The sequence below is a fragment of the uncultured Alsobacter sp. genome (assembly GCF_945952055.1).
Classification (GTDB): Bacteria; Pseudomonadota; Alphaproteobacteria; order Rhizobiales; family Beijerinckiaceae; genus Alsobacter.
Window position 1 is genome coordinate 16901 of record NZ_CAMFHB010000041.1, and the last position, 26815, is coordinate 43715.

Here is a 26815-nt window from a genome sequence, read left to right on the forward strand (position 1 = left end):
ATTTTTAGTTGCTGGCCGGGAGGCGGGACACGAGGCTCATGCCGATGTCCATGCCTTCCAGCTGGAAGTGCGGGCGCAGGTAGAACCGGGCCGAGTAGTAGCCGGGGTTCTCCGGGTTCTCGAAGACGTCCACGCGGGCGTCGGCGAGAGGCTTGCGGGCCTTCTGCAACTCCGACGACGTGGCCGGATTGGGGTCCACGTACTGGTTGATCCAAGACTGCAACCAGATCGTGAGCTCCTCCTTCTCCTTCGTGGCGCCGATCTTGTCGCGAACCATGCACTTCAAGTAGTGCGCGAAGCGCGAGACCGCGAACATGTAGGGAAGGCGCGACTTCAGCTTGTCGGAGGCGGTGGCCTCCTCCTTGTCGTAGATCCGCGGCTTGTACACGGACTGGGCGCCGATGAAGGCCGCCTTGTCGGTGTTCTTGCGGTGGATCAGGGGGACCAGTCCGGACGCGGCGAGCTCGGCCTCACGACGGTCCGTGATCGAGATCTCGGTGGGGCACTTGAGGTCCACGCCGCCATCGTCGGTGGGGAAGGTGTAGGCCGGAAGGTTCACCACCTCGCCGCCCGACTGGACGCCGCGGATGCGGGTGCACCAGCCGTTTTCCTTGAAGGCGCGGTTGACGTTCGTGGCCATGCCGTAGGCTGCGTTGATCCAGCCGTACTTCTCGCCCTTGTGGCCGTCCGTCTCCTCCTCGAAGGCGAACTCCTCGACCGGCTCGGTCTTGGCGCCGAAGGGCAGACGGGCGAGCATGCGCGGCATGCACAGGCCGAGATAGGCGGCGTCGTCCGTGTCGCGCAACGACTTCCACGCCGCGTATTCGGGCGTGTCGAACAGCTTGCTGAGATCCCGCGGGTTCATCAGCTCTGTCCAGGAGTCCATGCCCATGAGCACGGGGTCGGCGCCGGCGAACAGCGGGGCGTGGGCTGAGGCCGCGATCTTGCACAGGTCGCGCATCAGCTGCACGTCGGTCGGCATATGCGAGAAGTAGTAGTCGCAGATGAGGGCGCCGAAGGGCTCGCCGCCGAGCGTGCCGAACTCCTGCTCGTACACGCGCTTGAACAGCGGGCTCTGGTCCCAGCGTGCTCCCGGATACATCTTCAGGTTCCGGTAGAGCTCGTTCTTGCCCATGTTCATGAAACGGATCTTGAGATTGGCATCCGTTTCCGAGTTGAACACCAGGTAGTGAAGCCCGCGCCAGGCGCTTTCGATCTGCTGAAATTCCGGCGCGTGCATGATGGCGTTCATCTGCGCCGACAGCTTCTTGTCGATCTCCGCGATCATGGCCTCGATGGTGTCGAGGACGTCGCCCTTGACGAGGGTCGAGTCGGAGAGCGCCTGCGTGACGAGCGTGTTGACGGCGCTCTCGACTTCCGAGGCCGCCCGCTCGCTGCGGGGCTTGAAGCTCTGCTTGAGGAGGGACGAGAACTCGTCCGCATCCGTGGTGGCCGCCGCTCCGGCCGAGCCTTGCCGTTCCAGATCCGCTGACATTGTTGCCTCTTTAAATCAGGACTTGTTGTCGTCGCCGGGGGCCTTCTGCTCGGCTTTCGCCTTCAGGGCCGCCATGAGGTCGGGATCGCTCAGGAGCTTCTTGATCTGGTCTTCGGCGGCGACCTTGCCGTCCATGTAGCGCAGCAGGTTGGCGAGCTGCTCGCGCGCCTCCAGGAGCTTGGCCACGGCCGGAACCTGCCGTGCGACCTTCGCGGGACCGAAATCCTCGAACTTGTTGAACCGGAGGTTCACCGAGAGCTTCTCGCCGGTGTCCTCACCCGACATCTTGTTCTCGACCTTGAACGAGACGCCCGGCTGGATCGCGCCCATGCGGCTGTCGAAGTTGTCCATGTCGATGTCGAGGAAGGCCCGATCCGCCACGTCCGCCTTCTCGACGCCGGGGGCATTGCCCGACAGGTCGGCGAGCACGCCCATGACGAAGGGCAGCTCGATCTGGCGCTCGGCGTCATACGGATCTTCGTAGGTGATGTGGACGCGAGGCTTGCGATTTCGACCGATGAAGGCCTGCCCGCTGCTGGAAGAAGCCATTTTGCTTTCCCTCCTTAACGACGAGACCGTTCTGTGAAGACGATCTGTTCGGTGGTTTGAGTGAAGGTTCAGAACCGCCCCAAGTCAATCGGGCGGGAATTCACGATGTGCGAAAAGTCACTCCGAGCTTTCGGGACGCAGCAAGGTTGCTGGGATTATGTCCTTTAAAATGCTCAAGAAATCCTTATTGGTCAGGTCACGGACGCGGCCCAGCAGCACGGGAATCGGGCTGGATGGTTCAGCTTGACGGTAGAACGCCTCAACATCTGCAAGTAATGCGAGTGCATCCTGGCGCGAAACCGCCACGAACGCGAGCGGAGCCACGGGAACCGGCGCCGCGTGGACCGGCATGGCAGCGGGCTCGGCCGCCTCCTCGCCGCCCTCCTGCGACGGGGTCTCGGCGCCTGCTTCTTCTTCAGGTTGCGCTTCGGACGACCACGACTCGTCCGACGATTCTTCCGATGCTTCGGGCTGTTCGTAGGATGAACCGGACTGGTCGTACGACTCGTCCGACTGCTCGTACGACGTGTCCGGCGAGGCGCCGAAGGGAGCCAGCCGCTCGAGCGGGATGACGAGCCTCTCGGACGTCCCGATCACGAAGACCGCCTGCTCCGCGAAGTTGGGCTCGAGCGCGCGCAGGACGTCGATGAACGACTTGCCGATGAGGTCCCGGGCCTGGCGCACGATCAGCAGCGACGGGTTCGACGGCTCGCTGGTGGCCAGGTAGCTCTCCACCGCGCCGAGCGCGGCCGCCGCATGGGCGTGCGTCTTGACCCGGCCCCGCAGTCGCGGCGCGGCCGAAGACCCCGCCTCCGCTCCGTCCTCGCTCTCGGCGCCGCCGGCGGCACCGCCCGTCTCGACCGCGGCCGAGGGCTCGAGCCGCCCGAGGAATCCGTCGATGTAGCCGATGATTTCTGCGAGCAGGGCCAGGAGCTTGTCGAGCGGAACCCAGTTCTCGGCCGCCTTGTCGCGGGTGATGGAGGCGATCGCCTTGGCCGAGGCCTGGATGTCGGCGAAGATGACGCGGCGTGTCCTGAGTTCGTCGGGGCTGACCTCGAGCATCGCCCTCTCGACGACGCCCGGCTCCAGGACCGTCTCGGCGATTTCCTCTTTCTTCTCGTTCTGGCCGATGAACGGAGCCGCCTTGCCCTGGGACAGCTGGACCGTTCGATAGAGGATCTGGCCGACGCGCTTGTTCACGATGATCGGGACATGCGTCAGCGGAAGCAAAACCGTCGGCGCATCGTCCAGCGCCTGGAGCGCGATCATCCTGAACAGGTAGTCGCCGGACTCGGCCCGCGGATGAACCTCGTCCCACCGCTCGCGAAGCAGGGCGGCCGATGCCGCCAGCGAGGCCCTGAAGCCCTCGACGTCCTTGTTGAGGATCTGCAGCCTCGCGAGGATCGAAAGCAGTCGCAGGTCCCGTGTCCGGGCCAGGAGGCCCGAGATCACGTCGTATTCGTTCTGGAACGCGATCTTGGAGCGATCGAACAGAAAATAGGACGTGGGAAGCTGCGACTCGATCCGCGCGACGAAGTTCACGAACTCCGGATCGCCCTCGAAATCGAGGTCCGGCCCCGTCGGCAGATCGCCGTCGATGGGCTGGACCAGCGAGGAAAGATCGATCAAGGCCATGTCTCAATCCTCGCAGGTCGGCGGCGGCTCGCGCGCCGGCCATGCGATCGCGGGAATCGCATCCGCTTCGTCCTTACAATGCCAATGTTGCAGAAACCTTGCGCGGCCGATCATTACCGTCCTAGCCTCCACGCGAATTTTTGATCCGGGGCAGAACAATGACGGATGACAGCGCCGACACCCGCCGCGAGGTCACGTTCGAACAGGCCCTCAAGATTGTCCAGGCCGCCGTTCGCGAAGGAGCCTTCGCCGAAGCGGAAGAGATCTTGGCATCTATGCTGGAAGTTGCACCTGATCATCCGGACGCGCTGCATTACTGGGGGCTCAGCCAGTTTCTGCAGGGACACGTCGACAAGGCGATCGAGCTCCTCGACCGCGCCCTGGCGATCATGCCGGACCACCCGGACCTGTGGAACAACATCGGCAACGTCCGCAAGCAGACGATGGACTTCGAAGGCGCGGCGAAAGCCTACAGGCGGGCCGTCGAGCTCGCGCCGCAGTCCGTCTACTTCAAGAACAACCTGATCTCGGCCCTGCGGCTCACCGAGCGCTACGAGGAGGCCTGCGCGCTGGCCGAAGAGGCGCTGGCGCTGGCGCCCGACGACATCAACATCCTCAACAACGCCAGCAATCTTTTCGTGGAGGTCGGTAACGTCAAGCGGGCCGGCGAATGCCTCGGCCGCATCCTGTCGCACAAGACTCCCACCCCCAAGATCCTCGAGATGCAGGTGACCTGCTTCACCTGGGCCGGGAACCTGGACCAGGCGGCGCTCGCGGTCCGCAAACTGGTCGAAATCGATCCGGCGAATGCGACCGCGCGGCACCGCCTCGCCGCCCTCTCGGGAGAAGACGTCCCGGCACGGGCCTCCGACGACTACATCAAGCAGGTCTTCGACGACTTCTCCGTCAGGTTCGATTCCAACCTCAAGCGGCTGTCCTACCAGGCGCCCGAACTCGTCGCCGCCTCGCTGGGCCGCGGCGCGGGCGAACCCGGGGGCGACCTCGTCGTCCTCGACGCGGGCTGCGGGACGGGCCTGTGCGGGCCGCTGGTGCGCCCCTACGCCCGCCACCTCACCGGGATGGACCTGTCTGCCGGCATGCTGGTGAAGGCCAGGGAGCGCGGGGTCTACGACGCCCTGGAGCAGGCCGAGCTGACCGCCTACATGGCGGCCCGCGACAGCGCCTACGACGCGATCGTGTGTGCCGACACGTTCTGCTACTTCGGCGACCTCGCCCCCGCGATGGCGGCGGCCCGGGGCGCGCTGCGCCACGGCGGGCTCTTCGTCTTCACCGTCGAGGAAAACGTGGACACGGCCGAGCCGCACCGCATCCAGCAGCACGGGCGCTATTGCCACACGGAAGACTACGTCCGGGCGACCTGCGCCGCGGCAGGCCTCACGGTTGCAGCCATCGACCGCGACACGCTGCGCACCGAGGCCACCAAGCCCGTGCCGGGCCTGATCGTCAGGACGGCCCGCTGAGCCGCCCATGCGTCATGTGCGATAGCGCACATGGCCCGGGGTGACGACGGGTCAGTCTCATGTTGCCAATTCGTCCACTTTCGATGCTGCACACTCGCAGCCCTTGATGACTTCAAGCCTTCAGCCAGGGAAGACGCCTCATGGCCAAGCCCACTCAAGACTACAGGGTCGCAAAGCTCGAGACCCCCTTGGGGAAGGACGAGTTGCTGCTGTCGCAGTTCAAGGTCAACGAGGCGCTCGGCGAACCCTTCGAGATCGTCCTGGACTGCGTCAGCGAGAACAAGTGGCTGGACTTCACGCCGGCGCTGGGCCTGAACTGCTCGCTCACGTTCAAGAGCTTCGAGAAGACCCGGCACTTCAACGGGGTCCTGGTGGAGGCCACCGCCATGGGGCCCTACGAGGACTTCTTCCGCTACGTCGTGGTGCTGCGGCCGTGGTTCTGGCTGCTGACCAAGCGGACGACCAGCCGCATCTTCTCCACCATGAAGGTCCAGGACATCATCAAGGAGGTGTTCCAGAAGGCCGGCCAGTCGGACTTCGAGGACAAGCTCCAGAAGGATTACCCGAAGCTCGAATACTGCGTGCAGTACCGGGAATCCGATTTCGACTTCGTCAGCCGCCTGATGGAGCTGCACGGCATCTACTACTACTTCAAGCACACGGATTCGAAGCACATCATGGTGCTGGCCGACGACAAGGGCAGCCACGAGGCGACCCCCATCGGCACGATCGAGTTCCACCCGGACCGCGGCGCCGTCTACCACAAGAAGCAGTATCTGAGCGACTGGCAGGGCCAGCGCCGCTTCCATACCGGCAAGGTCTCGCTCAACGAATACAATCCGCTCAAGGCCTCGGCGTCGATGAAGGCCGACCAGCCGGGATCGGCCTCCTTCGCGCACAGCGACTACGAGCATTACGAGTATCCAGGCCAGTATGACGAACGCGGCGACGGCCAGAGCTATGCCAAGGTGCGCATGGAAATGCTGGCCGCCCAGGACGGCCGGCGGACGGCCGCGGGCGACGCCGTCACGCTGATGGCCGGCGAGACGGTCAAGGTCGACAAGCACTACGTGTCGGGCCAGAACACCGAATACCTGATCCTGCGCTCGAGCCACTCCTTCGTCTCGGAACTGTTCCGCTCCAATGCCGGGTCCCGCGCGGGGCGCGACGTGCACAGCGAGTTCGAGTTCCTGGAGACGAAGACGCCCTTCCGCAGCCCGTTCCGGACCCCCAAGCCCCGCATCTTCGGTGTGCAGACGGCCAAGGTGGTCGGCAAGGACGGCGAGGAGATCGACGTCGACGAGCACGGCCGGATCCTGCTCGAGTTCTACTGGGAGCGGGACAAGAAGCCGTCGCGCCGCGTGCGGGTGGCCCATGTCTTCGCCGGCAAGAACTGGGGTGGCATCCACACGCCGCGCATCGGCATGGAGGCCGTCGTCGAGTTCCTGGAAGGCGACCCCGACCGCCCGCTGGTCACCGGCACCGTCTACAACAGCGACAACAAGCATCCCTACCCGCTGCCCGCCGAGAAGACGAAGTCCGGCCTGAAGACCAACTCCAGCAAGGGCGGAGGCGGTTTCAACGAATTCCGCTTCGAGGACAAGAAGGACAGCGAGGAGGTCTACTTCCACGCGCAGAAGGACCTCAACAGCGTCATCCTCCATCAGGAGACGCGGAAGATCGCCGAGAAGTTCGGCAGCGGAACGGCCCGCAAGACCGAGATCGTGAACGGCGACGACGACCTGAAGGTCGCCAACGGCAACACCAAGACGGACGTCTCCAAGAACCGGGAGACCACGATCGGCATGGACGACACGCTCAAGGTGGGCAAGAACCAGACGATCACCATCGGCATGGACGTGGAGATCAAGGTCGGCAAGTCGATCTCGCTGATCTGCGGCCCCAACAAGATCACGATCGACCCGGGCGGGATCAAGATCATCGGCCCGACGATCGCCCTGACGGCGCCGAAGGTCGACATCAACTGAGGCCGGTCGGATGTCCCTGAGCCGCCCCCCGTCACGGCAACGGCCCGAGCCCCGCCAGGCGCTCGCCCGAATGCCATGGGCCCACATGGAAAAGCCCGGCGCGAGCCGGGCTTCGGTGTCGGGACGATCGCGGGCGCCGGGCGGGCACGCCGGCGACTCACTGCAGGAGGCGGGTCTCCACGCGGCGGTTGGCGCCGTCGAAGGGATCGTCGGTCTTGGGCTGCGTCTTCCCGTAGCCCTTCGGCGCGAGCCGCTCGCGGTTGATGCCCTGCTGGGCCAGGAACGACACCACCGACTGAGCCCGCCGCTCCGACAAGGTGAGATTGTAAGTCTCCGGGCCGCGCGCGTCGGTATGCCCGTCGATGGCGAAGCGCAGGGTTTCCAGCCGGGGGTCGTTCAGCGCCTTGGCAAACTCGGAAAGGTTGCGCCGCGCCGGCTCGGTCAGCGCATCGGAGTTCAGGTCGAACGTGACCTCGAGGTCGAACGTGTTGCGCACGGGATCGGCCTGCTTGGCGCAGCCGCCGACGCAGACGGCACGGGTGCCGCCCGGCCTGGGTGCAAGGAAGAAGTCCAGCACGCTCTGGGCGGAATAGCTGGGCTGGGCCTGCGCCGCGGCCGGCGAGCACACCAAGGAGGACGTCAGGACGCAGAGCGCTCCACCGGCGATTGTCGCGATCAGCGCCGAGCGAAAGCGATCGGTGTCGAGGATGCGGATCATCGGTTGGTTGGACACTGTCATCTCCCTCAAAACAGAGACATCATAGCATCTTGTGCCTCGCGCCGTCAGGATGCGCGGTGCGTCGGCGCACGTCCCGGACGGCCGGCGCGGGACGATGCGCAGGACAAGCGGCGGAGCAGGAGCGGGCCATGAGTGCGCCTCACCAACCCAGGATCCGGTTCGCGACCGTCGACGATCTCTATGCGGCGTTTCCCACCGCCGTCGTCGAGATCGGCGAGCCGGCCGAGCGGCAGCCCTCGCCGGTCTTCGTGGACGCCTGCCTGCGCGCCGAGAAGTGGGACTGCGCCCTCACCTTCCTGGCCTACCTGCTGGGCAAGCGCGAAGCGGTCTGGTGGGGTTGCACGTGCCTGCGCCAGGTGAAGGTCGACGGCGCGACGGAGGAGGCCTGCCTGCGAGCCGCCGAGGACTGGGTGCGCAGCCCCGAGGACCAGCGCCGGGTGCACGCGCTCGACATCGGCATGCAGGCTAGCCAGCAGCGCCCCGCGACCTGGATCGCGCTGGCCGCCGGCTGGTCCAGCGGCAACATGTCCGGCGACGAGCGGTTTCGCATCGCCCCGCCCCCGCAACTGACCGCGCAAGCCGTCCGGGCGGCGATCCTCGGCGCGGGCACGCGGATTCCCCTGGACCAGCAAGCCGCGCTTTTCAGGAACTGGGCGTCAACGGGTCTGCGCTACGCTCTCGATCCGCAATCCGCCTGACCAACCGAAAATCGATCCCATGCGTCTGACCCTGACGATCGAGAACCAGACCAACCTGCCGGACGGCGGGTCCCTCACCTACTCGGTCGCCGGCGCCCGCGGATTCGACATCGGACGCGATTCGTATCTCGACTGGGTGCTTCCCGACCCGTCCCGGTTCATCTCGGGCAAGCACTGCGAAATCCGCCCCCAGGGCGGCGAATACCTGCTCTACGACGTCTCGCGCAACGGCACCTTCCTGAACGGCGCCCAGCAGCGCATGCAGTCGCCCCACCGCCTGCGCACGGGCGACCGGCTGTCGATCGGCCACTACATCGTGGCCGTGGTGGTTGAAGGCGTCGCCGAGAGGCCCGAGGACTTCGGATCGGGCGCCGCGCCGCCAACCCCCGTCGGCGACGCCATGTGGGACTTCAACGACGCTGCGCCGCCGGTCGACCAGCGGTCCTTCCGCGCCGATCTCGGCCCGCGCGTGATCCCGCCCGACTTCCACGACAGCGCGGCCGATCCCCTCTCCGCCGTGCCGACGTGGTCGCAGCCCCCGCCCCTTCCGCCGGTGGCTCCGCCGTCCTCGTCGTTCTCGGACTGGGATGCCGGGCCGCCGCGTGCCGTGCCCACCCCACCCGCGCCGCCCCCGATCCCGCGGCCAAGGCCGCAGGTGAGCGGCGGGCCCGGCGGCGTGTGGGCCAGCCCGTCGGCCCCCTCCTCCGCTCCGCAGCCGCTGCCGTCCTCCACCTGGGACGACGAGCCCGTGCCGGCCAAACCGCCGGCGGCGCTTTCCTCACCCCCGCCGGTCTCGCCTCCCCCTGCCGTGCCGTCGTTCGAGCCCCCGGTGGCGCCGTCCTTCGAGCCGCCGCCGCCGATGCCCGCGCTCGAGCAGCGCGCTGCCGAGCCGCCGGCCTCACGCGAGCCCGACCGGCGGGCAGGGTCCGACGATTTCGTGCGTCGCTTCGCGGCGGCGGCCGGGATCGCGCCGGAGATCATGGCGAGGGTGCCGCCGGAGGAACTCGCCGACCGGCTCGGGCAGCTCATGCGCATGCTGACCGGCGAGATGATGCAACTGCTGAGCGCGCGCTCCGACGCCCGACGCATGACGCGCAGCAGCAGCCAGACGGTCGTCCAGGCGCTGGACAACAACCCGCTGAAGTTCGCGCCCTCCCCCGAGGAGGCGCTGGCCATCCTGTTCGGCCCGCCGACCCGCAGCTATCTCGACGCGCAGCGGGCCTTCAAGGCGGGCTTCGCCGACCTGAAGACCCATCAGCTCAAGACCTACGCCGCCATGCAGCAGGCGGCGCGGCGTCTCGGCGACGACCTGTCGCCCAAGACGATCGAGGCCTCTCTGCCCTCCGAAGGCGGTCTCGCCGGGGTGATCGGCGGCCGCCGCTCGCGCCTGTGGGACACGTATGCCGCGCGGTGGGCCGCCAGTGCCGAACGCCACGACGGGGGGCTGGCAGATGTGTTTATGCAGTATTTCGCAGAGTGCTATGATCGAACGTAAGCTCGCGAAGGCGAGTCCATCCCGGCAGGTGTGCTGAAGCAATGTCCTGGTACAGCAAGGTCGTCTGGCGGGAAGGACTGTTTCTCCGCCCCCATCATTTTCAGCAGCACGACCGCTATTTGGAGCGGCTCGTCGAGCGTCGGACGCGGTTCACCACGCCCTATCCGTGGGGCTTCGCCGAACTCGAGATCGACCGCGACCTCGCGCAACAGAGCAAGTTCGCGCTGCGCCGCGCCGTCGGCATCATGCAGGACGGCACACCCTTCGACCTGCCGGGCGACAGCCCGCTGCCCGAGCCCATCGACGTGCCGGACACCGCCTCCGGCCAGATCCTGTGGCTGACGCTGCCGACCGCGGCGCCCAACACACGGGAGGTCGACCACCGCACCACGGAGAGCGCCAGCCGCTGGCTCGAGGGCGTCGAGACCATCATCGACTCGACGGCAGAGATCCGCAGCGACGGCGAGATCGACATCGCCCACCCGCGCCTGGCGCTGGACCTGCGCAAGCAGGCGAGCCCCGGCTATGGCAGCCTGGCGATCGGCCGGGTGGTCGAGGTGCGCGACAAGGTCGTCATCCTGGACGAGCGCTTCGTCGGGCCGCTGCTGGCCACCGCGGCGCACCCGGTCGTGTCGGGATGGCTGGACCGGGTCATCGGCTGGATCGAGAACCGGCTGGAAGAGCTGTCGCGCTTCGCCGCCGACCCCACGGCGGGGGGCGGCCTGCAAAGCTTCGACTACCTGATGTTGCAGGTCCTGAACCGCACGATCCCGGTGCTGCGCCATCTGCGGGCCTCCACCTGCGTGCATCCGGAGCGTCTCTACACCGAGTTCCTGACGCTGGTGGGGGAACTGGCGACCTTCGCGCCGGAGCGGCGCGCGCGGCTCTACCCTGCCTACAACCACGACAGCCTCGACACCACCTTCGAGCCGGTGCTGCGCGACCTGCAGGAATTCCTGACCGCGGTGAACCCGAACCGGGCCATCCGGCTCGAGATCATCGAGCGCGCGGCCAACGCCTTCATCTCCCCGATCCGCGACCGCAACCTGTTCCGGACCTCGACCTTCATCCTCGAGGTCTCGGCGCGGCGTCCGCTGGTCGAGATCCAGAACCAGTTCCCCAACCTGTTCAAGCTCGGCCCGAGCAACAAGATGAACGACATCGTGCACGCCAACCTGCCCGGCGTGCCCCTCGTCTACCGGCCGACACCGCCACCGCAGATCCGCGCCATCGCGGACCACGTCTACTTCTATCTCGATCGCACCTCGCCCCTGTGGCCGGAGTTCAGCACGGCCGCCTCCATCGGCATGCACTTCGCCGGTGACTGGCCCGAACTCCAGCTCGAACTCTGGGCCGTAGCGGAGAACAGGCGATGACGAGCGGCGACAATCCGTTCGGCCCCGGGAGCGGCGAACGCACGGTCTTCATGCCGAACCCGGGCGGCCGGCGCCCACCGACCCCACCGCCTCCGGCGCCTGCGCCGGGCGCGGCCCCGCCGCTTCCCCCCGGCGTCAATTCGCAGGACGACTGGATCGTCACGCAGCGCGCCCAGCAGCAGGATCCGTCCGCCCACCTGCAGCGCGCCGAGGACCTGCGCTTCGACGAGCTCGCCGCCGACCACGAGAACCCGATCATGCGATCGGCGGGGCCGCTGCTGCTGCTGCTCGGCCGGCTGCGGGTCGCCATGGTGCGCGCGTCCTTCGCGAGCCTGATGGAGCAGGTGGCGGCCGCCATCTCCTTCTTCGACAAGGAGATCCGCGCGGCCGGCGTGAGCCCGGAGCGTGCCAACACGGCCAAGTACATCCTGTGCGCGACGGCCGACGACATCGTCCAGAACATCCCCACGTCGGACCGTCACGTCTGGACGCAGTACAGCATGCTCAGCCGCTTCTACGGCGAGCTCCTGGGCGGCGTCCGCTTCTTCGAGGAGCTGGACAGGCTGCGCCAGGACCCGGTGCAGAACTACGACGTGCTCGAACTGCAGCACGCCTGCCTGGCGCTCGGCTTCCAGGGCGTCCACCGTTCGTCGCCCAACGGCATGTCGCAGCTGCAGACGCTGCAGCGCTCGGTCTACGAGCTGCTGCGGCGGGTGAAGCCGAAGGTCCAGGCGGACCTCTCGCCCCGCTGGCGCGGCCAGGCGCTGGGTCAGCGCGTGCGCTCGGCCACGGTCCCGGTCTGGTCGGTGGGCGCCCTGGCGGCCCTGCTGCTGGTCGGCGGCTTCCTCGGCCTGCGGACCCTGCTCACCGGCGCCTCGGAGGCCTCGGCGGCGGACGTCATCGGACTGCACCCGTCGACCCCGATCGAGCTCAGGCGGCCCAGGCCGGCTCCGCCGCCGCCCAAGAAGGAGCTCACCGAGCCCCAGCTGACGCAGCTGCAGCGCATCCGCGCCGGGCTGGCGCCCGAGATCAAGGACGGCACGGTCACGGTCGATCCGCTGGCCAAGTGGATCGCGGTGCGGGTCGGCAACCTGATCCTGTTCGAGTCGGGCAAGGCCGACGTCGTGCCCGAGTTCAAGCCGCTCGGGCAGCGCATCGTCCAGATCCTGGAGAAGGAGGTCGGTCCCGTCCGCATCGTCGGGCACACGGACAACCAGCCGCTCAGCGCCCTGAACCGCTTCAAGGACAACCAGCAGCTCTCGCTGGAGCGCGCCAAGGGCGTGGCCGCGCTCATCCAGCCGAACCTGAAGGACCCCTCGCGCGTGTCCCTCGACGGGCGCGGGCCGGACGAGCCGATCGGCGACAACAAGACGAACGAGGGCCGGGCCAAGAACCGCCGCGTCGAGATCCTGATCTGGCGGACGGACTGACCTTCCATGACCCGTCCGCATCCCCAGCGACCCACCATGCGGCAGGCCGGGACAGCTCCGGCCCGCCGTGACCATGCCTGCGCCTGCCAAGACACCACCCGGTGCAACGACACCACCCGGCCCGTTTGGGGCTGGGCACTCACGATTTCAGACGTTCGTTCGGCCCTGCGCGGCGAAGCCGCCGCAGGGCACAACCCTTTGCCGCGGATCCACGATGGCCAGCACGAGACAGCTTGCCTGCATTCTGGCCGCCGACGTCGTCGGCTTCTCGTCCCTGATGGAGAAGGACGAGACCAACACCTACCAGCGGGTGCGTGCACTGCACGACCAGCTGCTGGCGCCGATGGTGAAGGACCGCAACGGGCGGATCGTGAAGACCATGGGCGACGGCGTGCTGGCGGTGTTCGGCAGCGCCGTGGACGCCGTGGGCCTGGCGCTGGAACTGCAGGCGGCCTGCGGCAACAGCGAGCGAACCCAGGACAAGCCGCTGCGGCTGCGGATCGGGATCAATCTCGGCGAGATCATCCTGGAGGACGGCGGGGACATCTTCGGCGAGGGCGTCAACATCGCGGCGCGCCTGGAGTCCCTGGCCGAGCCGGGCGGGATCCTGGTCTCCGGCAAGGTCCACGACGAGATTTCCGGACGCCTGCCCTGCCGCCTGGAGCCCAAGGGCGCCCAGGCGGTCAAGAACATCGCCAAACCCGTGGTGGTCTACGCCGTGTCGCCCGCGGCGACGCGCGCGGGCTCCGCCCCGGACAAGGAGTTGCGGCATGACAAGCAAGGCACGACGGCTGCGGGGAGCGCGATGAAGGGGGCGGGAGTTGCGGGCGAGCTCGGCAAGATCGCCGTCGCCGGCCTGGGCGCGCTCGCGCTCGCGGCCGTCATCGTTCTGGCCGGCCCCTACCTCGCCATCGGCGATTTCCGGCCGCTCGACAGCGTCATCGTGCGTGCGGTGCTGTCGACGCTGCTGGTCATGGCCTTCGCCGGCTATGCGGCCTGGAAGGTCTACAAGCGTGGCAAGGACGCCAACGCGCTCGCCGAGGGCATGGCGGCCGGCCCGCAGGAGGACGACAGCGCCGAGCTGAAGAGCCGCATCGGCGACGCCGTCACCACGCTGCGCCAGTCGGCCGGCGGACGCGCGGACGCCCTCTACGACCTGCCCTGGTACATGATCATCGGGCCACCCGGCTCGGGCAAGACGACCGCCCTGGTCAACTCGGGCCTGCGCTTTCCCCTCGCCGGCAAGGCGACGCCCGCGGCCGTGGCCGGGGCTGGCGGCACGCGCTACTGCGACTGGTGGTTCACCGACGAGGCGATCCTCATCGACACGGCGGGCCGCTACACGACGCAGGATTCCGACGCACGGGCCGACCGCGACAGCTGGCTCGCCTTCCTCGACCTGCTCAAGACCCACCGGGCCCAGCAGCCGATCAACGGCGTGCTCGTGGCGATCAGCCTGCAGGACCTGCTGACCCTGAGCCCGCAGGAGCTGGAGGCCCATTCGCGCGCCATCCGCGGACGCCTGGCCGAACTGCACGACCGGCTCAAGATCAACTTCCCGGTCTACGTGGTCTTCACCAAGGCCGACCTCGTGGCCGGCTTCATGGAGTTCTTCGGCAATCTCGGCGAGCAGGCCCGCCGGCAGGTGTGGGGCGTCACCTTCCAGACGACCGACAAGACGAAGAACCTCGTCAACGAGGTGCCCGGCGAGTTCGAGGCGCTCATCCGCCGCCTCAACCAGGACCTGAGCGACCGGCTTCAGGAAGAGCCCGCACCCGCCACGCGCGCCTCGCTCTATGGCTTCCCGGCGCAGCTGGCCGCGCTGAAGCGACCGATCCAGGACTTCCTGGGCTCGATCTTCGAGCCCACCCGCTTCCACGCCAACGCCACCCTGCGCGGATTCTACTTCACGTCGGGCACCCAGTTCGGCACCCCCATCGACCAGCTCGTCAACGCGCTGGTGAAGAACTTCGGCGCTCAGGAGGTGGGTGGCGCCTCCTATTCCGGGCTCGGCAAGAGCTTCTTCCTGACCGACCTGATCCAGAAGGTCATCATCGGCGAGGCCTCGTGGGTCTCCACGGACCTGCGCGCCGTCAGGCGCCGGCAGATCCTGCGCGCCACCGCCTTCGCGGCGATCCTCGCCTGCGCCGGCGCGCTGGGCGGCGCCTGGTGGGTGAGCTACGCGCGCAACAAGGCCCTGATCGAGGCCGAGGCTTCCGCCGCGACCGAATATGCCTCCGCTGCGGGCCCGCTCGTCACCGAAAATCCCATCGGCGACAGGGAGTTCGCGAAGGTTCTTCCGGCGCTCCAGAAGCTGCGCTTCCTGCCCGCGGGCTATGCGTCGCGCGACGACTCCATCCCGCTGGCGGCCGGCTTCGGCCTGAGCCAGCAGGAGCGCCTCGCCTCGGCGGGCACGACGGCCTACGCCATGGGCCTCGAGCGCCTGTTCCGGCCGCGCCTCCTGTTCCGGCTGGAGGAGGTGCTGAACGCCAACAAGGACAATGCGCCGTTCATCTACGAGGCCCTCAAGATCTACATGATGCTTGGAGGGCGCCACCCGGCCGACAAGGACGTGGTGGTGTCCTGGTTCCGCCAGGACTGGGCGCAGAACCTCTACCCCGGCGGCGGCCAGTCCGAGGGCCGCAAGGCGCTGGAGGAACATCTCGTCGCGCTTCTCGACCTGGAGGGCACGCGCGATCCGCTGGTCGAGATCAGCGGGCCGCTGCTCGCCGACAGCCAGGCCACGCTGGCCCGCCTGAGCATCCGCGAGCGTGCCTACGAGATGCTGAAGTCGCGCGCCCGCGCCTCCGGCCCGCAGGACTGGATCGTCGCGCGCGCCGCAGGTCCCGACTTCGCCCGCGTCTTCGACGTGGCGGGAGGCGACCCTGAGGCCGTCCGCGTGCCGGGCTTCTACACCTACGCCGGCTTCCAGCGCGCCTTCCTCGACCAGCTCGGCGACGTCGCCGACAAGGTGAAGGCCGAGCAGTGGGTGCTGGGCAAGCTGGCCGAGAACGCCCAGGTCAGCGACCAGTACAGGACGCTGAACCAGGACCTCCTCGTCCAGTACGGGCGCGATTTCGAGCGCGCCTGGCTCGACGCCCTCGCCAAGATGCAGATGAAGCCGCTGACGGCCGACAAGCCGCGCTACCAGGTTCTGGGCTCGGTGGGCGGGCCGACCTCGCCGCTGCGCTCCATCTTCGAGTCCATCAAGGCCGAGACGGCGCTCACCAAGGACCGCCCCGACCTCGCCAAGCCGGCGGCCCCCGGCGCGGCGCCCGCCGCGGCCCAGCCGCCCCGGGCGACGCTGTTCGCGCAGGGAGAACCACCGCCCGGCACGCGCATCGAGGAACGCTTCCGGCCCTTCCACGAGTGGACGGACGGGGCGACGACGAAGCGGCCCATCGACGAGCTGGTCGCCATCCTCAGCGACATCAACGACAGCCTGATCACCAGCGCCAACGTGCCGGCCCAGGCGGCCCAGGCCAACCAGCAGCTCCAGGTGCTCGCCGCCAAGCTGCGCGGGCAGGCCAACCGCCTCCCCGACCCGTTCCGCGGCATGATCCTGCGGGCCAGCGACGCGGTGGAGCGCGACTCGATCATCAGCGACAAGTCCAAGATCAACGCCGACATGGCGAGCGCCATCAACGCGATCTGCAAGGACGTGACGGAGAACAAGTTCCCGTTCGGCCCGACCTCCCGGCCCGACAGCAATCTCGGCCAGTTCGGCAAGCTGTTCGGCCCCAACGGCACCATCGACGAGTTCTTCAGGACGCGCCTGAGCAAGTACGTCGACACGTCGGGCCGCGACTGGAAGGTCCGCGCCGACATGCCGCCGCAGCTCACCATGAACGGCGAGACGCTGAAGCAATTCCAGAACGCGTCGATCATCCGCGACACCTTCTTCGCCCAGGGCGGCAGCGTGCCCTCGCTGGTGCTGGGCGTGACGCCGGGCCAGGTGCTGCGCCCGGGCGCGGTGCTCGTGTTCGACCATTTCGGCCAGCGGATCGAAAGCAAGCCGGCCGGCCAGCCGCCGGCGCCGTCCCAGATCATGTGGCCGGGTCTGGCGGCATCGGGTGCCGGCAAGCTCACCATCACCATGACCGCCAGCGACACCCCGCCGGGCGTCGGCAACCCGGTCATCGAGCAGTCCGGGCCGTGGGCGCTCTTCAAGCTGCTCGCCACGGCGGCCCAGCGCGGCCCCAACGCGGTCGAGTGGACCGGGGTCGTCGGTGGCGTGGAGGCCCGCTACCAGGTCAGCTACTCGACGCCGCAGAACCCCTTCAGGCTGGAGGCACTGCGACAGTTCAAGTGCCCTGGCCCGCTGTAGGACACGCCGCCATGCGCCTCGGGCTGTTCGGAAAGCTGCATGCCAAGAGGGACTTCATCGCGGTGTCGACGCCGCGGGCTTTCCTGAACTGCTGGGAGCCGTGGCTCCAGGGCGCCATGTCGGCGAGCCGGCACGCCCTGGGCGACGCCTGGCAGCCGGCCTTCCTGGAAGCCCCCATCTGGCGCTTCTGGCTGGGTCCCGCCCTGTGCGGCGTGCCGGTGCTGGGCGCGATGATGCCCTCGATCGACGGGGTGGGCCGCTACTACCCGCTGACCCTGATCGCCTGCGATCCGGATGTGCCATCGGGCACACCGGCCATCCCGCCCCCCGAGCACAATGCCCAGGATGCCTGGTTCGCGGAGGCCGAGGCCCTGTTGTTCGACACCCTGGATCCCAACCGCCCCTTCGAGCACACGACGGCTGCGCTCGAGGCGCTGTCCCATCCCGAGACGGCGCCCGTTCTCGCCGGTCCGCTCGAGCCCGCCTATGGCGGTGTCGTGACGGCCGAGGGCGACCCGACGCAGTTCGACGTCGGCACGTCCTTCGCGCAGTTGCGGGCGGGCGCCTGGCCCCTGCAGCAGGCGGGCCTCACCTGCTGGTGGACCGCCGGCGGCGCGGGCTACCCGCCGCGGGCGGCCACCTTCGCCGGAATGCCCGATCCCTACTTCCTGACGGGCGTCCTCACGGGACGCTTCGCCGGTTCCTCCTGAGTCCGGATGAGCCCATGTCGCACCCCCCGTCCCCGTCGCTCCCGTCCTGGCCCGGCGCCTCGTTCGACACCTTCGGGGCCACCCATGCGGGGCGGGTGCGCGACCACAACGAGGACAGCTTCTGCCTGCGGCCGGACTCGGGCCTGTGGGTCGTGGCGGACGGCATGGGCGGCCACGCCGCGGGCGAGGTGGCCAGCGCCGCCATCGTCGAGGTGCTGGGCGCGGTGGGGCCGCAGGAGAGCGCGGCCAACCTCATGAAGGCCTGCGACGACGGGCTGGCCGAGGCCAATGCGAGGATCCGGGCCTACGCGGCCCAGCGCAGCCACGGTGTGATGGGCGCCACGGTCGCGGTGCTGCTGACCTTCGGCGAGCACTTCGCCTGCGTCTGGTCGGGCGACAGCCGGGTCTACCTCGTGCGCCAGCACACAATTCTTCAAGTGACTCGCGACCATACTGAAGCTGAGGATCTGCTGGCGCAGGGGGTCCTGACCGAAGCGGAAGCCAAGGCCTGGCCCCGGCGCAACGTCATCACGCGGGCCATCGGCGTGTTCGAGGAGCCCATGCTCGACCACCGCCACGGCGAACTGGAACCGGGAGACATCTTCGTGCTGTGCAGCGACGGCCTCACCGGCCACGTCGAACCGGACGAGATCCTCGCCGCCGTCAGCCGGCGGCGGGCGGAGATCGCCGTCGGCGAGCTGATCGGCATGACGCTGGACCGGGGCGCCAAGGACAACGTCACCGTCGTCGTGATCCGCTACCGGCCCGAGGACGGCGCCACCGTCGCGCCCTTCACGGCCGCCGTTCGCAACATCTGGGACTGAAACCGTGGCCGATCCGACCATCTTCCAGCCCAGCAACGGCGCGCTGCCGCCCGGCACGCAGCTCAACGGCATCTATGAGATCGACGCGCATCTCGCCAGCGGCGGCATGGGCGACGTCTACCGCGGCCACGAGCTGCAGACCGGCGAGCCGGTCGCCATCAAGGTCATCCGCACCGACCTCGCCGACAACGAGGCCGCGCTGGCCATGTTCCGCCGCGAGGCCTCGGCGCTCAACCGCCTGCATCACGAGGCGATCGTCCGCTACTACGTGTTCTCGCTGGACCCGGTGTTGCGCCGCCACTACCTGGCGATGGAGCTCGTCGAGGGACATTCTCTCGGGGACGTACTGCGCAACGGGCCTCTCTCGCCCGCCCAGGCGCTCGTCCTGCTGCGTCGCGTCGCCTCGGGGCTCGGCGCCGCGCATGAGCGCGGCATCATCCACCGCGACATTTCCCCCGACAACATCATCGTCTCGCAGGGCGACTACGCCCGCGCCCGCATCATCGACTTCGGCATCGCGCGCTCCACGCGGGTTGGCGACGCGACCGTGCTCGGCGGCGGTTTCGCCGGAAAGTACAACTACGTCTCGCCCGAGCAGCTCGGCCACTTCGGTGGCGAGGTCACGGGGCGCTCGGACATCTACTCGCTGGGCCTCGTGATCGCGCAGGCGCTGCTCGGCAAGCCCATCGACATGGGCGGCAGCCAGCTCGAGATCATCGACAAGCGCCGCAAGGTTCCGGACCTGTCGGGCATCGCCCCCGAAATGCGCCCCCTGCTCGAGCGGATGCTGCAGCCCGATCCCGCCGCGCGCTTCGCGACCATGCAGGAGGCGATCGACTGGCAGCAGGCCGCCCCGCAGGCCCAGGGTCGCAAGGGCGCGGCCCCGACCCCGCCACGCGCCGAGCAGGCCCGCTCCGACCGCGCGCCGGCGCCGAAGCCGGCGGGGGGCGGCGGCAAGGGCCTGGTCATCGGGCTCGCCGTGCTGGTGCTGGGCGGCGTCGGCGGCTTTCTCGCCTGGCTGAATGCCGGCTCGAAGCCGGTGGTGAAGGCGCCCGAGAAGGAGATCACGCTCGAAACCGCCGACAAGCGGCCGCCGGTGCAGCCCCCGGTCCCGCAGGAGCCGAACGCCAACGGCGGGACGGGCCCGAATACCCCCACCGACACGGCGCAGAACCGCCCGATCGATTGCAGCCAGCCGGCTCTCCAGAAGGACGCCATCATCGCGTGGACGGAGAAATGCGGCAAGCCGCCCGGAACGGACGTGACGACCGGGCCCGCGGTTCCGGCCACGCCCGTCGAACCGCCGGCTGCACCGACCGTACCGACCGCGCCGCCTGTTCCGACGGCGCCCACCGCGCCACCCCCGTCGCTGGAGGGCCCGGTGCGCAAATACGTGCGCGGCTACGACATCGGCGAATGCGCGGCGCTGCTGCCCGGCCCGGTCGGCGACAAGTCGGCCGACGTGGACGGCTACGGCGTGGACGACAAGCCGTTCCACCGTTTCGACAAGGACTTCAAGGACCGCTTCACCTGGGAGGCCTCCATCGGCGTGCGCCTCATCAAGCCGGCGCAATGCGCCGCGATGCCGTTCGTCGCCCGGCTGGTGAAGGACGGGTCGGACCAGGTGGCCCTCAGCACCGGCGTGGAGTCGCTGAAGAGCCGCGACACCCTGACGGGCACCGTCGAGTCGCGCGGGGGAGCCCCGTTGCTCCTGCTCGTGGACGACGACGGCGACGTGCACGACATCACGAGCCAGGCGACCGGCGACGCGCAGAAGAAGACCTTCCGGCTGCGCCTCGAGATGAAGCCGGGCACCACCGCGGCGGCGCCGATCCTGCTCATCGCGGTCACGGGGGCGGACATCCCGGCCTTGAAGGCGGCCTCCAACGTGCCGGGCAAGCGGGCCTTTCCGAAGGCCCTCGAGCAGCTCGGCAAGACGACGGGCGCCTCGGTGGCCGTCAAGTTCGTGACGCTCGAGCCATGACGAGGAGCACCGGCATGAAACGCCCGTTCCGGTCGTCCGTCCTGTGCCGAGGCGCCGCCCGCGGCGTGCTTCTGGCGGGGCTGGCCGCTGCGCCGGCCCAGGCGGAGCTGCGTGGGCTCGTCGTCGGCATCGACACGTACCAGGGCGTTCCGCCCCTGCGTGGCGCCGTCGCCGACGCCAACGACATCGCGGCTGTGCTGCGGGGCCGTGGCGCCCGGGACGTGATGATCCTCACGAACGCAACGGCGACGCCCAAGGCCATCGAGGGGGCGCTCGACACGCTCGCGAAACGGGCAAGGCCGGACGACACGGTTATGCTGTCCTTCGCGGGCATCGGCGGCACGCTCGGCGGGACGGCGGGCGGCAGCGCGTTCCTGCTGGCCGGCTACCGGCCCGGAGCCCCGTCGGCGGACGTGCTCCCCTGGGCCTCGGTCCTCGCGGCGGCCGCGCGGATCGAGAAGGCGGGGGCCCAGGTCATCGTCGTCAACGACTACGCCAGCGGTCGCGACCAGGTGCGGGCCACCGACGACCGGGCCGCCGGCGGAGCCGCGCGCGGCACGGCCGAGCGCATCGACGCGCGAGCGGCGCCCGCGGCCCGGCCGCCGGACCTGAAGCGCACGGCCATCCTGTCGGCCGCCTCGGCCGGCCGCGGCGCGGCCGAGGTGATGATCGAGGATCGCGGACCGCGTGGCGCGCTGAGCTACGCCGTGGCGCGCGGGCTCGAAGGCGCCGCGGACGCCAACCACGACGGATCCGTGAGCGGCACCGAACTGTCCGACTACGTCCGGCTGGTCGGCTACCAGATCGCCGACCAGAGGCAGCAACCCGACGTCGTGGCCGGCGCGGAACTGTCGCGCGGCATCTCGGTCCAGCCCGTCGGCACGGCGAAGCCGCCGCCCCAGCCGGCGACACCGCCGCCGACCGCCCTGCCCCCGCCTCCCCCGGCCGGATCGGCGCAGCAGGTCCCGCCCAGGACCGACGGACCGAAGATCAGGGTGGCCGCGTTCGACGGCATGGGCGCCAAGCTGCAGAATTTCGTGCTGCCGGTGCCGTTCCAGATCGTCGAGCCCAAGGATTCGCCAGACCTGCTGTGGGATCCCGGCACGAAGGACGTCGTGTCCGGTGGGGACGTGATCGCGCGCAACGTCGAGATCGGCGACATGGCCGGCGTCATCGAGCGCACCGCCGTCATCCGGTCGCTGCGCACCGTGGTAGCCCGCGCCCCGCAGGCCATCCGCCTGCTGCCCGGAGACGGCCTGCACCGCAAGGGCAATCGCGTCGAGATCGAGGTGAAGGCGCTGCGCGGCCGGGCGCTGGTGATGTTCAACATCGCCGGCAACGGAGCCGTCCAGATGCTCTATCCGGCGGGCAACGACCGCAACACCTTCGACCAAGACGATTACCGGCTTCCCCTGTCGGTGAGCGAGCCTTTCGGCGCCGACCAGGTGGTGGCCGTCACGATGCCGCAACGCCTGCCCGACGTGGAGAAGGCGATCCGCGACCTGGAAAGGCCGAGCCTGAACAAGGCGCCGGGACGCGTTCTCGATATTCTGGCGAAGCTCCCGCCCGGTTCCGCGGTCGGGACCGTCGGCCTGTTCACGGCCCCCTGAGGAGGCGACGATGTTCAAGACGGCCCTCGTCACGACCACCCTGCTCGGCCTGGCCCTGTGCTGGCCCGCGGCCGCGCAGACGTCCCCGGACCGGGCAGTCAAGATCATCACGCCCCCGCCGGCCGGCAGCCAGCCGAGCCCGCCCAGCGCGACCGAGCAGCCGACCCTGGGCAGCGCGCCCCCGGTGTTCACACCCGACGACGATGCCAACCCCTCCGGTGTCACCCTCGAGATCGCGCCGGGGAACGAGGCCCAGGTGGGCTCGCGCATGTCGGTGAAGGTCGCCACCAAGCGCGAAGGCTACCTCGTGCTCGTCGACGTGGACGCCGCCGGCACCCTGACCCAGGTCTATCCGAACAGGCTCTCGCTGGTCTCGGCCACCGCCGGCGACGAGCAGCAGAACCTGCTCAAGCCCGGCCGGCTGAAGATCATTCCGGAGCCGACCGGCAAGGAGGCGTTCGAGTTCGTCGCCAGCCCGCCGACCGGACTCGGCATGCTCGTCGCCATCCTGAGCGACGCGCCCGTGCTCTACGTCGATCTTCCCGACGTCCCGGCGGCCATGGCCGGCCAGAAGAACGCGGCGCAGTATCTGGTCAGCCAGACCCGCAGCCTCAAGATCCTTCCCGCCGAGGACGACAAGCCGATCCGCGACCCGAAATGGTCGTTCGCCGTCAAGTTCTACTCGATCCGCCCGTGACCCCGATCGCGACCGTCGCGCCCTTGTCCAAGCCAGGTACACCGATGCCGAACCGCCGTCTCCCACGCCCGCCGGGCTGGCGCCTCCTCCTTGCCGGTGTCGCGCTGGTGATGGCCTGCGGACCGGGGCTGGCGCAAGAATCCTCGACGGAGCTGCCGCTAGGGGGCCTGACGCTCGTTCCCGCGGGAGACGCGGCCGGGCTCTCCATCCAGTCCGCGCAGATGCAGGTGACGCCCGACCGCGTGACGATCCGCTACAGCGTCGCGAACACCGGCGGGATGCCGCTCGACGCCAAGCTCGTCCTGGCGCTGCCCCGGCTCGACTTCTCGGATCCCGACGTCCAGTGGGCAATTCCGGGGATCGAACCCACCAACTTCATCGACGCCGTGGCGAAGGTGGACGGCCGGCCGCTGCGCATGGCGGCGAGCCAGACGGCGGACCTCAACGGACGCAGCGTCGCCGCCGAGCTGCGCCGCTCCAAGATCTCGCTCGTGCCCGTCGGCACCTTCCAGAACGAGGTGCAGGCCCTGCAGCCCAAGGCGCTGGAGACGCTCGCCGGCGCGGGCGTCATCCAGCAGGCCGGAACGTCGCCCGACGGCGCGCCGCTCTACTTCCCGACCTGGGCGGTGGAGACGGTGCTGTCCGCGCCGGTGAAGATCCCGGCCGACAAGCCGCTGGCCCTGGAACTGTCCTACCGCACGAGCGTCGGCGTGAGCCGGGACACGGTGCTGCGCAAGGCCCTGCGGGAGAAGCCCAGCCTGGCGGCGCCCCTGGACGCCCTGAAGCGCACCTACTGCATCGATGCCGGCACCCTGGCGGGCATCGACAAGCTCAGCGCGGCCGGCGAAGCCAATGGCGCCCAGATGGAGGAACGGCGGATCCGCGTCCTCCTGCAGCCCCTCATCGCGGGAAAGCCGACCGGCGTCCTGAAACTCTCCGTGGACAAGGGGCGCCCGGACCGCATCACCAGCTTCTGCTCCCAGGGGGTCAAGAAGACCGGGCCGACGACGTTCCAGAGCGAAGCCAGGGACGTGGTCGAGCCGCTGGACTTCAGGATCCTCCTGGTGGGCCCCCGTTGAACCTTGCGCCGAGATCGCCCATGAGCCGCCCCACGACCATTCACCGCGTCGCCGCAACCCTTCTCGTCAGCGGCATCCTCCTCGGACCGGCGCTGGCCGAGGCGCCCGCCGCCCAGCGCGCACGACCCGCGCCGTCGCTGCCGAAGGAGGCCCTGGCGGGCCGGCCGGCGACGCCCCCGGCGGCCCCGCCGCAGGTGCAGGTGGCCTCGGCGGAGCGGCAAGCCTGGGACGCCCCCGCCGCGCGGGCCTGCCCGGCGCTGGCCTGCGGCCGCTACGTCATCCTGGGGGTGGGCTTCTGACGCCCAGCCCGGCCGAGCCGAGAGCCTGAAACCCCGTCTGGCAGGAGATCGCCGATGCCGATGCAGACCATCAATGCGATGAACATGATCATCTGCACCGGCTGCCCCATCCCGCAGCCTCTGCTCGTGACGAGCAACCAGACGAGCTACAACACCAAGCAGTTCTCGGCGACGGTCAACGACTGCATCCCGATGGTCAACATCAAGCCGTTCGGGCCGTGCGCGTTCACGCCGCTACCGCCGAGCCCCAGCGGCGGGCCGTGCATTCCCAAGCCGGTCGGCACGTGGATGCCGGGATCCTTCACCCTGTTCCACCAGAAGCAGCGTGCACTGCGCCTGACCGACAAGCTGCAATGCGGCTCGGGCGGCACGATCAGCTTCGTGAATCCCGGCCAGTTCCCGCAGGACGTGGACTGAGAGTGTGTGAATCAATCTCCAGCGCCGCATTGCACCTGACCTTCGCTTGCGCGACCACCTCTCAGCCGTCCTGCCCGGGCTCGGCCCGGGCATCCACGACTTTGCTGGGGCCATCCTGAAGTCGTGGATGGCCGGGCCAAGCCCGGCCAGGACGCGGAGAGGGAGATGCAAGCTGGACAATCGAAAGAGTCACACACTCTGAGCACGCCGGCTCAGGCCGGAGGCAGAAGCCAGCGGCGCGTGGCGGCGACGGCGCCCAGCATCATCACCGCAGCCCCGGCGAAGGGGATGAGCGAGGGCGGGTGGCGCGGGATGTCCGCCCAGTGCGGGACGACGTGGCTCGCCGTGTCGAAGTCCTCCCCGCTGAAGCCGCAGATCACCGGCGCGCCCGCGTAGACGAGTTCCCGGTCCACCGTCTGCGCCAGGCGCTCGGCCGGCGCATCGAAAGACGCGCCCTGGCGCATGGTGTCGAGCAGCATCCGGGCGGCTGCCAGGTAGGCATGGGAGCATTCGTTGAAGGGGCTGTCCTCGTCGGCGATCGCGCGCGGCGCCAGGCCCCACAGGCACCAGGCCTTCTGGATCCGCGCGTAGTTCAGCACCCTGCGGAAATCCTCCGACCGGGTCGCGGGATGGGACGATGCCAGGTCGACGATCGCGCTCCAGTGCCGGGCGTAGACGGCCATCTGACCGTGCTCCAGCGACGGCACAGCGACCCCGACGATGGGCTGGACCGACCGTTCGTGGGCCTTCGCCGGCAGGGCGGCCCAAGGCAAGGCAGGCCACGGCAGGGCTGCTCCCACGAGCACCCCGGCCAGGACCAGGATGCGGGCGGCCCTCAAGCCAGGACCCGACGGCTCCCGCCCGGACGCCAGCCCGACAACCAGGCAAAGGCCGCACCCAGGGTGAGCCACAGGACCGCGCTGGTGCCCAACGAGGCGAGGCGGAACTTCATCAGGACGACGCTGGAGAACTCGTCGGGAACCTCGTTCACCGTGGGCATGGCCATCATCACGACCGCGACCGCGACGGCATAGAAGACGAGGCCGGCCACGGTGCCGATGCGCCCGCCATGGCGGGCCGCCACGGCGCGGCCAAAGGCCGTGGCGAGGCCGGCGGCAAACAGCGACAGTCCGAGGAGCGAGAAATAGAGCCCCGTGCGCGCCCCGATCGTATCGGCGTGACCGATCGCGGGCGGGTTCGCCGGGTACTTCAGCTGGGGAACGAAGGCCAGGACCAGGAACCCGGCCAACGCCAGCAGGACGGCCGTGCCGGCGGGGCCGATGCGGCCGAACCGGCCCAGCGCGAAGGCATAGGCGATGCCGAAGAGCCCGCCCATCGCCGCGCCGATGACGGTGACGCCGGTGAAGAGACCGAGCGTGCTCTGCACGGCGCGGGAAACGACCTCGGCGCCCTGCGCCTCGCCGGCCATCTTGGCCGCGTGCTCTTCGAACGCGATGGCCCAGTCGATGGTGGGCTCGCCGAAGATCCAGGCGAAATTCGTCGCTACGACACCCGCCAGGGCACCACAAAGCATCCCGCGCAGGAGCAGGGTCCCAACCATCCCGATGGCTCCGGCTGCGTCAGTGGCAGGGGAAGCCGAGAAGATGGCGCCCGTCGTGGACGAACTCGTGAATGGCCTCGCCGCCGAAGAGCGCCACGGCGCCCTGCTCGGCTCCGACGAAGTAGACGGCCAGAACAGCGATCAGCATGCCGAAGATCGCCCACGGCATGATCTCACGGACGGGAATCGCGGGAACGGCGACTTGCTGCTGCGCGGTCGTGGTGGTCGCGGACATTGCGGCTCCTCAGGGGTCGTGCGCCCCGGCCAAAGTGGCACCGATGTGAGGTCTGACTGTCACCCGCGAGCGAGCGATCCACAGTGGCGCGACCGTGCCGGATTTCCACCGGCTTCCCAGCATCGATATCCTGGGAGACAACACCTTGATCACGGGCTTTGTCAATCGACCTGAGGCCCGGACCCG

General features: G+C 69.0%; 22 protein-coding genes and 1 riboswitch. Of the genes, 15 read left to right on the top strand and 7 right to left on the bottom strand.

Translation table 11 applies throughout. From position 1 onward, the window contains the following. Positions 1-4: 4 nt before the first annotated feature. The 3 genes from tssC to Q0Q47_RS23755 form a co-directional block, all read right to left on the bottom strand. Positions 5-1495 (bottom strand): type VI secretion system contractile sheath large subunit, encoded by a 1491-nt coding sequence (gene tssC / locus Q0Q47_RS23745; RefSeq protein WP_293865811.1) that lies wholly within the window; start codon positions 1493-1495, stop codon positions 5-7. A gap of 15 nt (positions 1496-1510) precedes the next feature. After that, a complete protein-coding gene (tssB, locus tag Q0Q47_RS23750; protein WP_293865814.1) occupies positions 1511-2044 on the bottom strand; it encodes a type VI secretion system contractile sheath small subunit in 534 nt (177 codons plus the stop codon). A gap of 117 nt (positions 2045-2161) precedes the next feature. After that, positions 2162-3679, bottom strand: coding sequence for a type VI secretion system ImpA family N-terminal domain-containing protein (locus Q0Q47_RS23755; protein WP_293865817.1), 1518 nt, complete (start codon positions 3677-3679; stop codon positions 2162-2164). A gap of 158 nt (positions 3680-3837) precedes the next feature. Here Q0Q47_RS23755 and Q0Q47_RS23760 point away from each other — a divergent pair, with 158 nt between their 5' ends. Together Q0Q47_RS23760 and Q0Q47_RS23765 are read left to right on the top strand one after the other, a co-directional pair. Next, positions 3838-5160, top strand: a complete 1323-nt coding sequence (locus tag Q0Q47_RS23760; RefSeq protein ID WP_293865820.1) for a tetratricopeptide repeat protein — start codon at positions 3838-3840, stop codon at positions 5158-5160. A 140-nt stretch (positions 5161-5300) separates the two neighbouring features. Then, a complete protein-coding gene (locus tag Q0Q47_RS23765) occupies positions 5301-7148 on the top strand; it encodes a type VI secretion system Vgr family protein (RefSeq protein WP_293865823.1) in 1848 nt (615 codons plus the stop codon). 157 nt (positions 7149-7305) lie between these two features. Here the strand turns inward: Q0Q47_RS23765 and Q0Q47_RS23770 are convergent, their stop codons facing one another. Further along, a complete protein-coding gene (locus tag Q0Q47_RS23770; RefSeq protein WP_293865826.1) occupies positions 7306-7881 on the bottom strand; it encodes an OmpA family protein in 576 nt (191 codons plus the stop codon). 134 nt (positions 7882-8015) lie between these two features. Between Q0Q47_RS23770 and Q0Q47_RS23775 the strand changes: the two genes are divergently transcribed. The 13 genes from Q0Q47_RS23775 (at position 8016) to Q0Q47_RS23835 (ending at position 24833) form a co-directional block, all read left to right on the top strand. Then, on the top strand, positions 8016-8585 hold the full coding sequence (locus Q0Q47_RS23775; protein WP_293865829.1) for a hypothetical protein: 570 nt from the start codon (positions 8016-8018) through the stop codon (positions 8583-8585). A 19-nt stretch (positions 8586-8604) separates the two neighbouring features. Next, complete coding sequence (gene tagH, locus Q0Q47_RS23780) at positions 8605-10080, top strand: type VI secretion system-associated FHA domain protein TagH (protein ID WP_293865832.1); 1476 nt, start codon at positions 8605-8607, stop codon at positions 10078-10080. Between the two features lie 41 nt (positions 10081-10121). Then, positions 10122-11456, top strand: coding sequence for a type VI secretion system baseplate subunit TssK (gene tssK, locus Q0Q47_RS23785; protein WP_293865835.1), 1335 nt, complete (start codon positions 10122-10124; stop codon positions 11454-11456). Beyond that, positions 11453-12886, top strand: coding sequence for a type VI secretion system protein TssL, long form (gene tssL, locus Q0Q47_RS23790; RefSeq protein WP_293865838.1), 1434 nt, complete (start codon positions 11453-11455; stop codon positions 12884-12886). Before tssK ends, tssL begins: the two co-directional genes overlap by 4 nt. Positions 12887-13100: 214 nt before the next feature. Then, positions 13101-17213, top strand: coding sequence for a type VI secretion system membrane subunit TssM (gene tssM, locus Q0Q47_RS23795; RefSeq protein ID WP_293865842.1), 4113 nt, complete (start codon positions 13101-13103; stop codon positions 17211-17213). A gap of 11 nt (positions 17214-17224) precedes the next feature. Beyond that, on the top strand, positions 17225-17923 hold the full coding sequence (gene tagF, locus Q0Q47_RS23800) for a type VI secretion system-associated protein TagF (RefSeq protein WP_293865845.1): 699 nt from the start codon (positions 17225-17227) through the stop codon (positions 17921-17923). A 14-nt stretch (positions 17924-17937) separates the two neighbouring features. Then, positions 17938-18747, top strand: a complete 810-nt coding sequence (locus Q0Q47_RS23805) for a protein phosphatase 2C domain-containing protein (RefSeq protein ID WP_293865848.1) — start codon at positions 17938-17940, stop codon at positions 18745-18747. Positions 18748-18751: 4 nt separating this feature from the next. Then, positions 18752-20731, top strand: coding sequence for a serine/threonine-protein kinase (locus Q0Q47_RS23810; RefSeq protein ID WP_293865851.1), 1980 nt, complete (start codon positions 18752-18754; stop codon positions 20729-20731). 14 nt (positions 20732-20745) lie between these two features. Further along, positions 20746-22341: a caspase family protein gene (locus Q0Q47_RS23815; protein ID WP_293865854.1), complete on the top strand. Its 1596-nt coding sequence runs from the start codon at positions 20746-20748 to the stop codon at positions 22339-22341. Positions 22342-22351: 10 nt separating this feature from the next. Then, positions 22352-23038 carry a DUF4384 domain-containing protein gene (locus Q0Q47_RS23820; protein ID WP_293865857.1) on the top strand — a complete coding sequence of 229 codons (687 nt, stop codon included), beginning with the start codon at positions 22352-22354 and terminating at the stop codon, positions 23036-23038. 44 nt (positions 23039-23082) lie between these two features. Further along, the gene (locus tag Q0Q47_RS23825; protein WP_293865860.1) at positions 23083-24117 is read left to right on the top strand and encodes a DUF4424 family protein; all 1035 of its coding nucleotides are present in this window, start codon (positions 23083-23085) and stop codon (positions 24115-24117) included. A gap of 20 nt (positions 24118-24137) precedes the next feature. Then, on the top strand, positions 24138-24416 hold the full coding sequence (locus Q0Q47_RS23830) for a hypothetical protein (protein ID WP_293865863.1): 279 nt from the start codon (positions 24138-24140) through the stop codon (positions 24414-24416). A gap of 54 nt (positions 24417-24470) precedes the next feature. Further along, positions 24471-24833: a DUF4280 domain-containing protein gene (locus Q0Q47_RS23835; RefSeq protein ID WP_293865866.1), complete on the top strand. Its 363-nt coding sequence runs from the start codon at positions 24471-24473 to the stop codon at positions 24831-24833. Positions 24834-25045: 212 nt separating this feature from the next. On the opposite strand, the gene Q0Q47_RS23840 is transcribed toward Q0Q47_RS23835, so the two are convergent. From Q0Q47_RS23840 to Q0Q47_RS23850, 3 genes are read right to left on the bottom strand one after another with little or no spacing between them, the layout of a single operon-like run. Continuing rightward, positions 25046-25672, bottom strand: a complete 627-nt coding sequence (locus tag Q0Q47_RS23840) for a hypothetical protein (protein WP_293865869.1) — start codon at positions 25670-25672, stop codon at positions 25046-25048. After that, the gene (locus tag Q0Q47_RS23845) at positions 25669-26394 is read right to left on the bottom strand and encodes a CbtA family protein (RefSeq protein ID WP_293865872.1); all 726 of its coding nucleotides are present in this window, start codon (positions 26392-26394) and stop codon (positions 25669-25671) included. Before Q0Q47_RS23845 ends, Q0Q47_RS23840 begins: the two co-directional genes overlap by 4 nt. Before the next feature lie 19 nt (positions 26395-26413). Continuing rightward, positions 26414-26629 (bottom strand): CbtB domain-containing protein, encoded by a 216-nt coding sequence (locus tag Q0Q47_RS23850; RefSeq protein ID WP_293865875.1) that lies wholly within the window; start codon positions 26627-26629, stop codon positions 26414-26416. Between the two features lie 27 nt (positions 26630-26656). Beyond that, positions 26657-26789, bottom strand: a riboswitch (cobalamin riboswitch). Positions 26790-26815: the final 26 nt, after the last annotated feature.

Excerpts from the sequence above, each read along its gene's own strand:
- Q0Q47_RS23835 (WP_293865866.1), top strand. The coding sequence starts at position 24,471 with ATGCCGATGCAGACCATCAATGCGATGAACATGATCATCTGCACCGGC.
- Q0Q47_RS23845 (WP_293865872.1), bottom strand. The coding sequence starts at position 26,394 with ATGGTTGGGACCCTGCTCCTGCGCGGGATGCTTTGTGGTGCCCTGGCG.
- Q0Q47_RS23760 (WP_293865820.1), top strand. The coding sequence starts at position 3,838 with ATGACGGATGACAGCGCCGACACCCGCCGCGAGGTCACGTTCGAACAG.
- tssL (WP_293865838.1), top strand. The coding sequence starts at position 11,453 with ATGACGAGCGGCGACAATCCGTTCGGCCCCGGGAGCGGCGAACGCACG.
- Q0Q47_RS23765 (WP_293865823.1), top strand. The coding sequence starts at position 5,301 with ATGGCCAAGCCCACTCAAGACTACAGGGTCGCAAAGCTCGAGACCCCC.
- tagF (WP_293865845.1), top strand. The coding sequence starts at position 17,225 with ATGCGCCTCGGGCTGTTCGGAAAGCTGCATGCCAAGAGGGACTTCATC.
- Q0Q47_RS23850 (WP_293865875.1), bottom strand. The coding sequence starts at position 26,629 with ATGTCCGCGACCACCACGACCGCGCAGCAGCAAGTCGCCGTTCCCGCG.
- tagH (WP_293865832.1), top strand. The coding sequence starts at position 8,605 with ATGCGTCTGACCCTGACGATCGAGAACCAGACCAACCTGCCGGACGGC.
- tssB (WP_293865814.1), bottom strand. The coding sequence starts at position 2,044 with ATGGCTTCTTCCAGCAGCGGGCAGGCCTTCATCGGTCGAAATCGCAAG.
- tssK (WP_293865835.1), top strand. The coding sequence starts at position 10,122 with ATGTCCTGGTACAGCAAGGTCGTCTGGCGGGAAGGACTGTTTCTCCGC.
- Q0Q47_RS23820 (WP_293865857.1), top strand. The coding sequence starts at position 22,352 with ATGTTCAAGACGGCCCTCGTCACGACCACCCTGCTCGGCCTGGCCCTG.
- Q0Q47_RS23830 (WP_293865863.1), top strand. The coding sequence starts at position 24,138 with ATGAGCCGCCCCACGACCATTCACCGCGTCGCCGCAACCCTTCTCGTC.
- Q0Q47_RS23775 (WP_293865829.1), top strand. The coding sequence starts at position 8,016 with ATGAGTGCGCCTCACCAACCCAGGATCCGGTTCGCGACCGTCGACGAT.
- Q0Q47_RS23805 (WP_293865848.1), top strand. The coding sequence starts at position 17,938 with ATGTCGCACCCCCCGTCCCCGTCGCTCCCGTCCTGGCCCGGCGCCTCG.
- Q0Q47_RS23825 (WP_293865860.1), top strand. The coding sequence starts at position 23,083 with ATGCCGAACCGCCGTCTCCCACGCCCGCCGGGCTGGCGCCTCCTCCTT.
- Q0Q47_RS23815 (WP_293865854.1), top strand. The coding sequence starts at position 20,746 with ATGAAACGCCCGTTCCGGTCGTCCGTCCTGTGCCGAGGCGCCGCCCGC.
- tssM (WP_293865842.1), top strand. The coding sequence starts at position 13,101 with ATGGCCAGCACGAGACAGCTTGCCTGCATTCTGGCCGCCGACGTCGTC.
- Q0Q47_RS23755 (WP_293865817.1), bottom strand. The coding sequence starts at position 3,679 with ATGGCCTTGATCGATCTTTCCTCGCTGGTCCAGCCCATCGACGGCGAT.
- tssC (WP_293865811.1), bottom strand. The coding sequence starts at position 1,495 with ATGTCAGCGGATCTGGAACGGCAAGGCTCGGCCGGAGCGGCGGCCACC.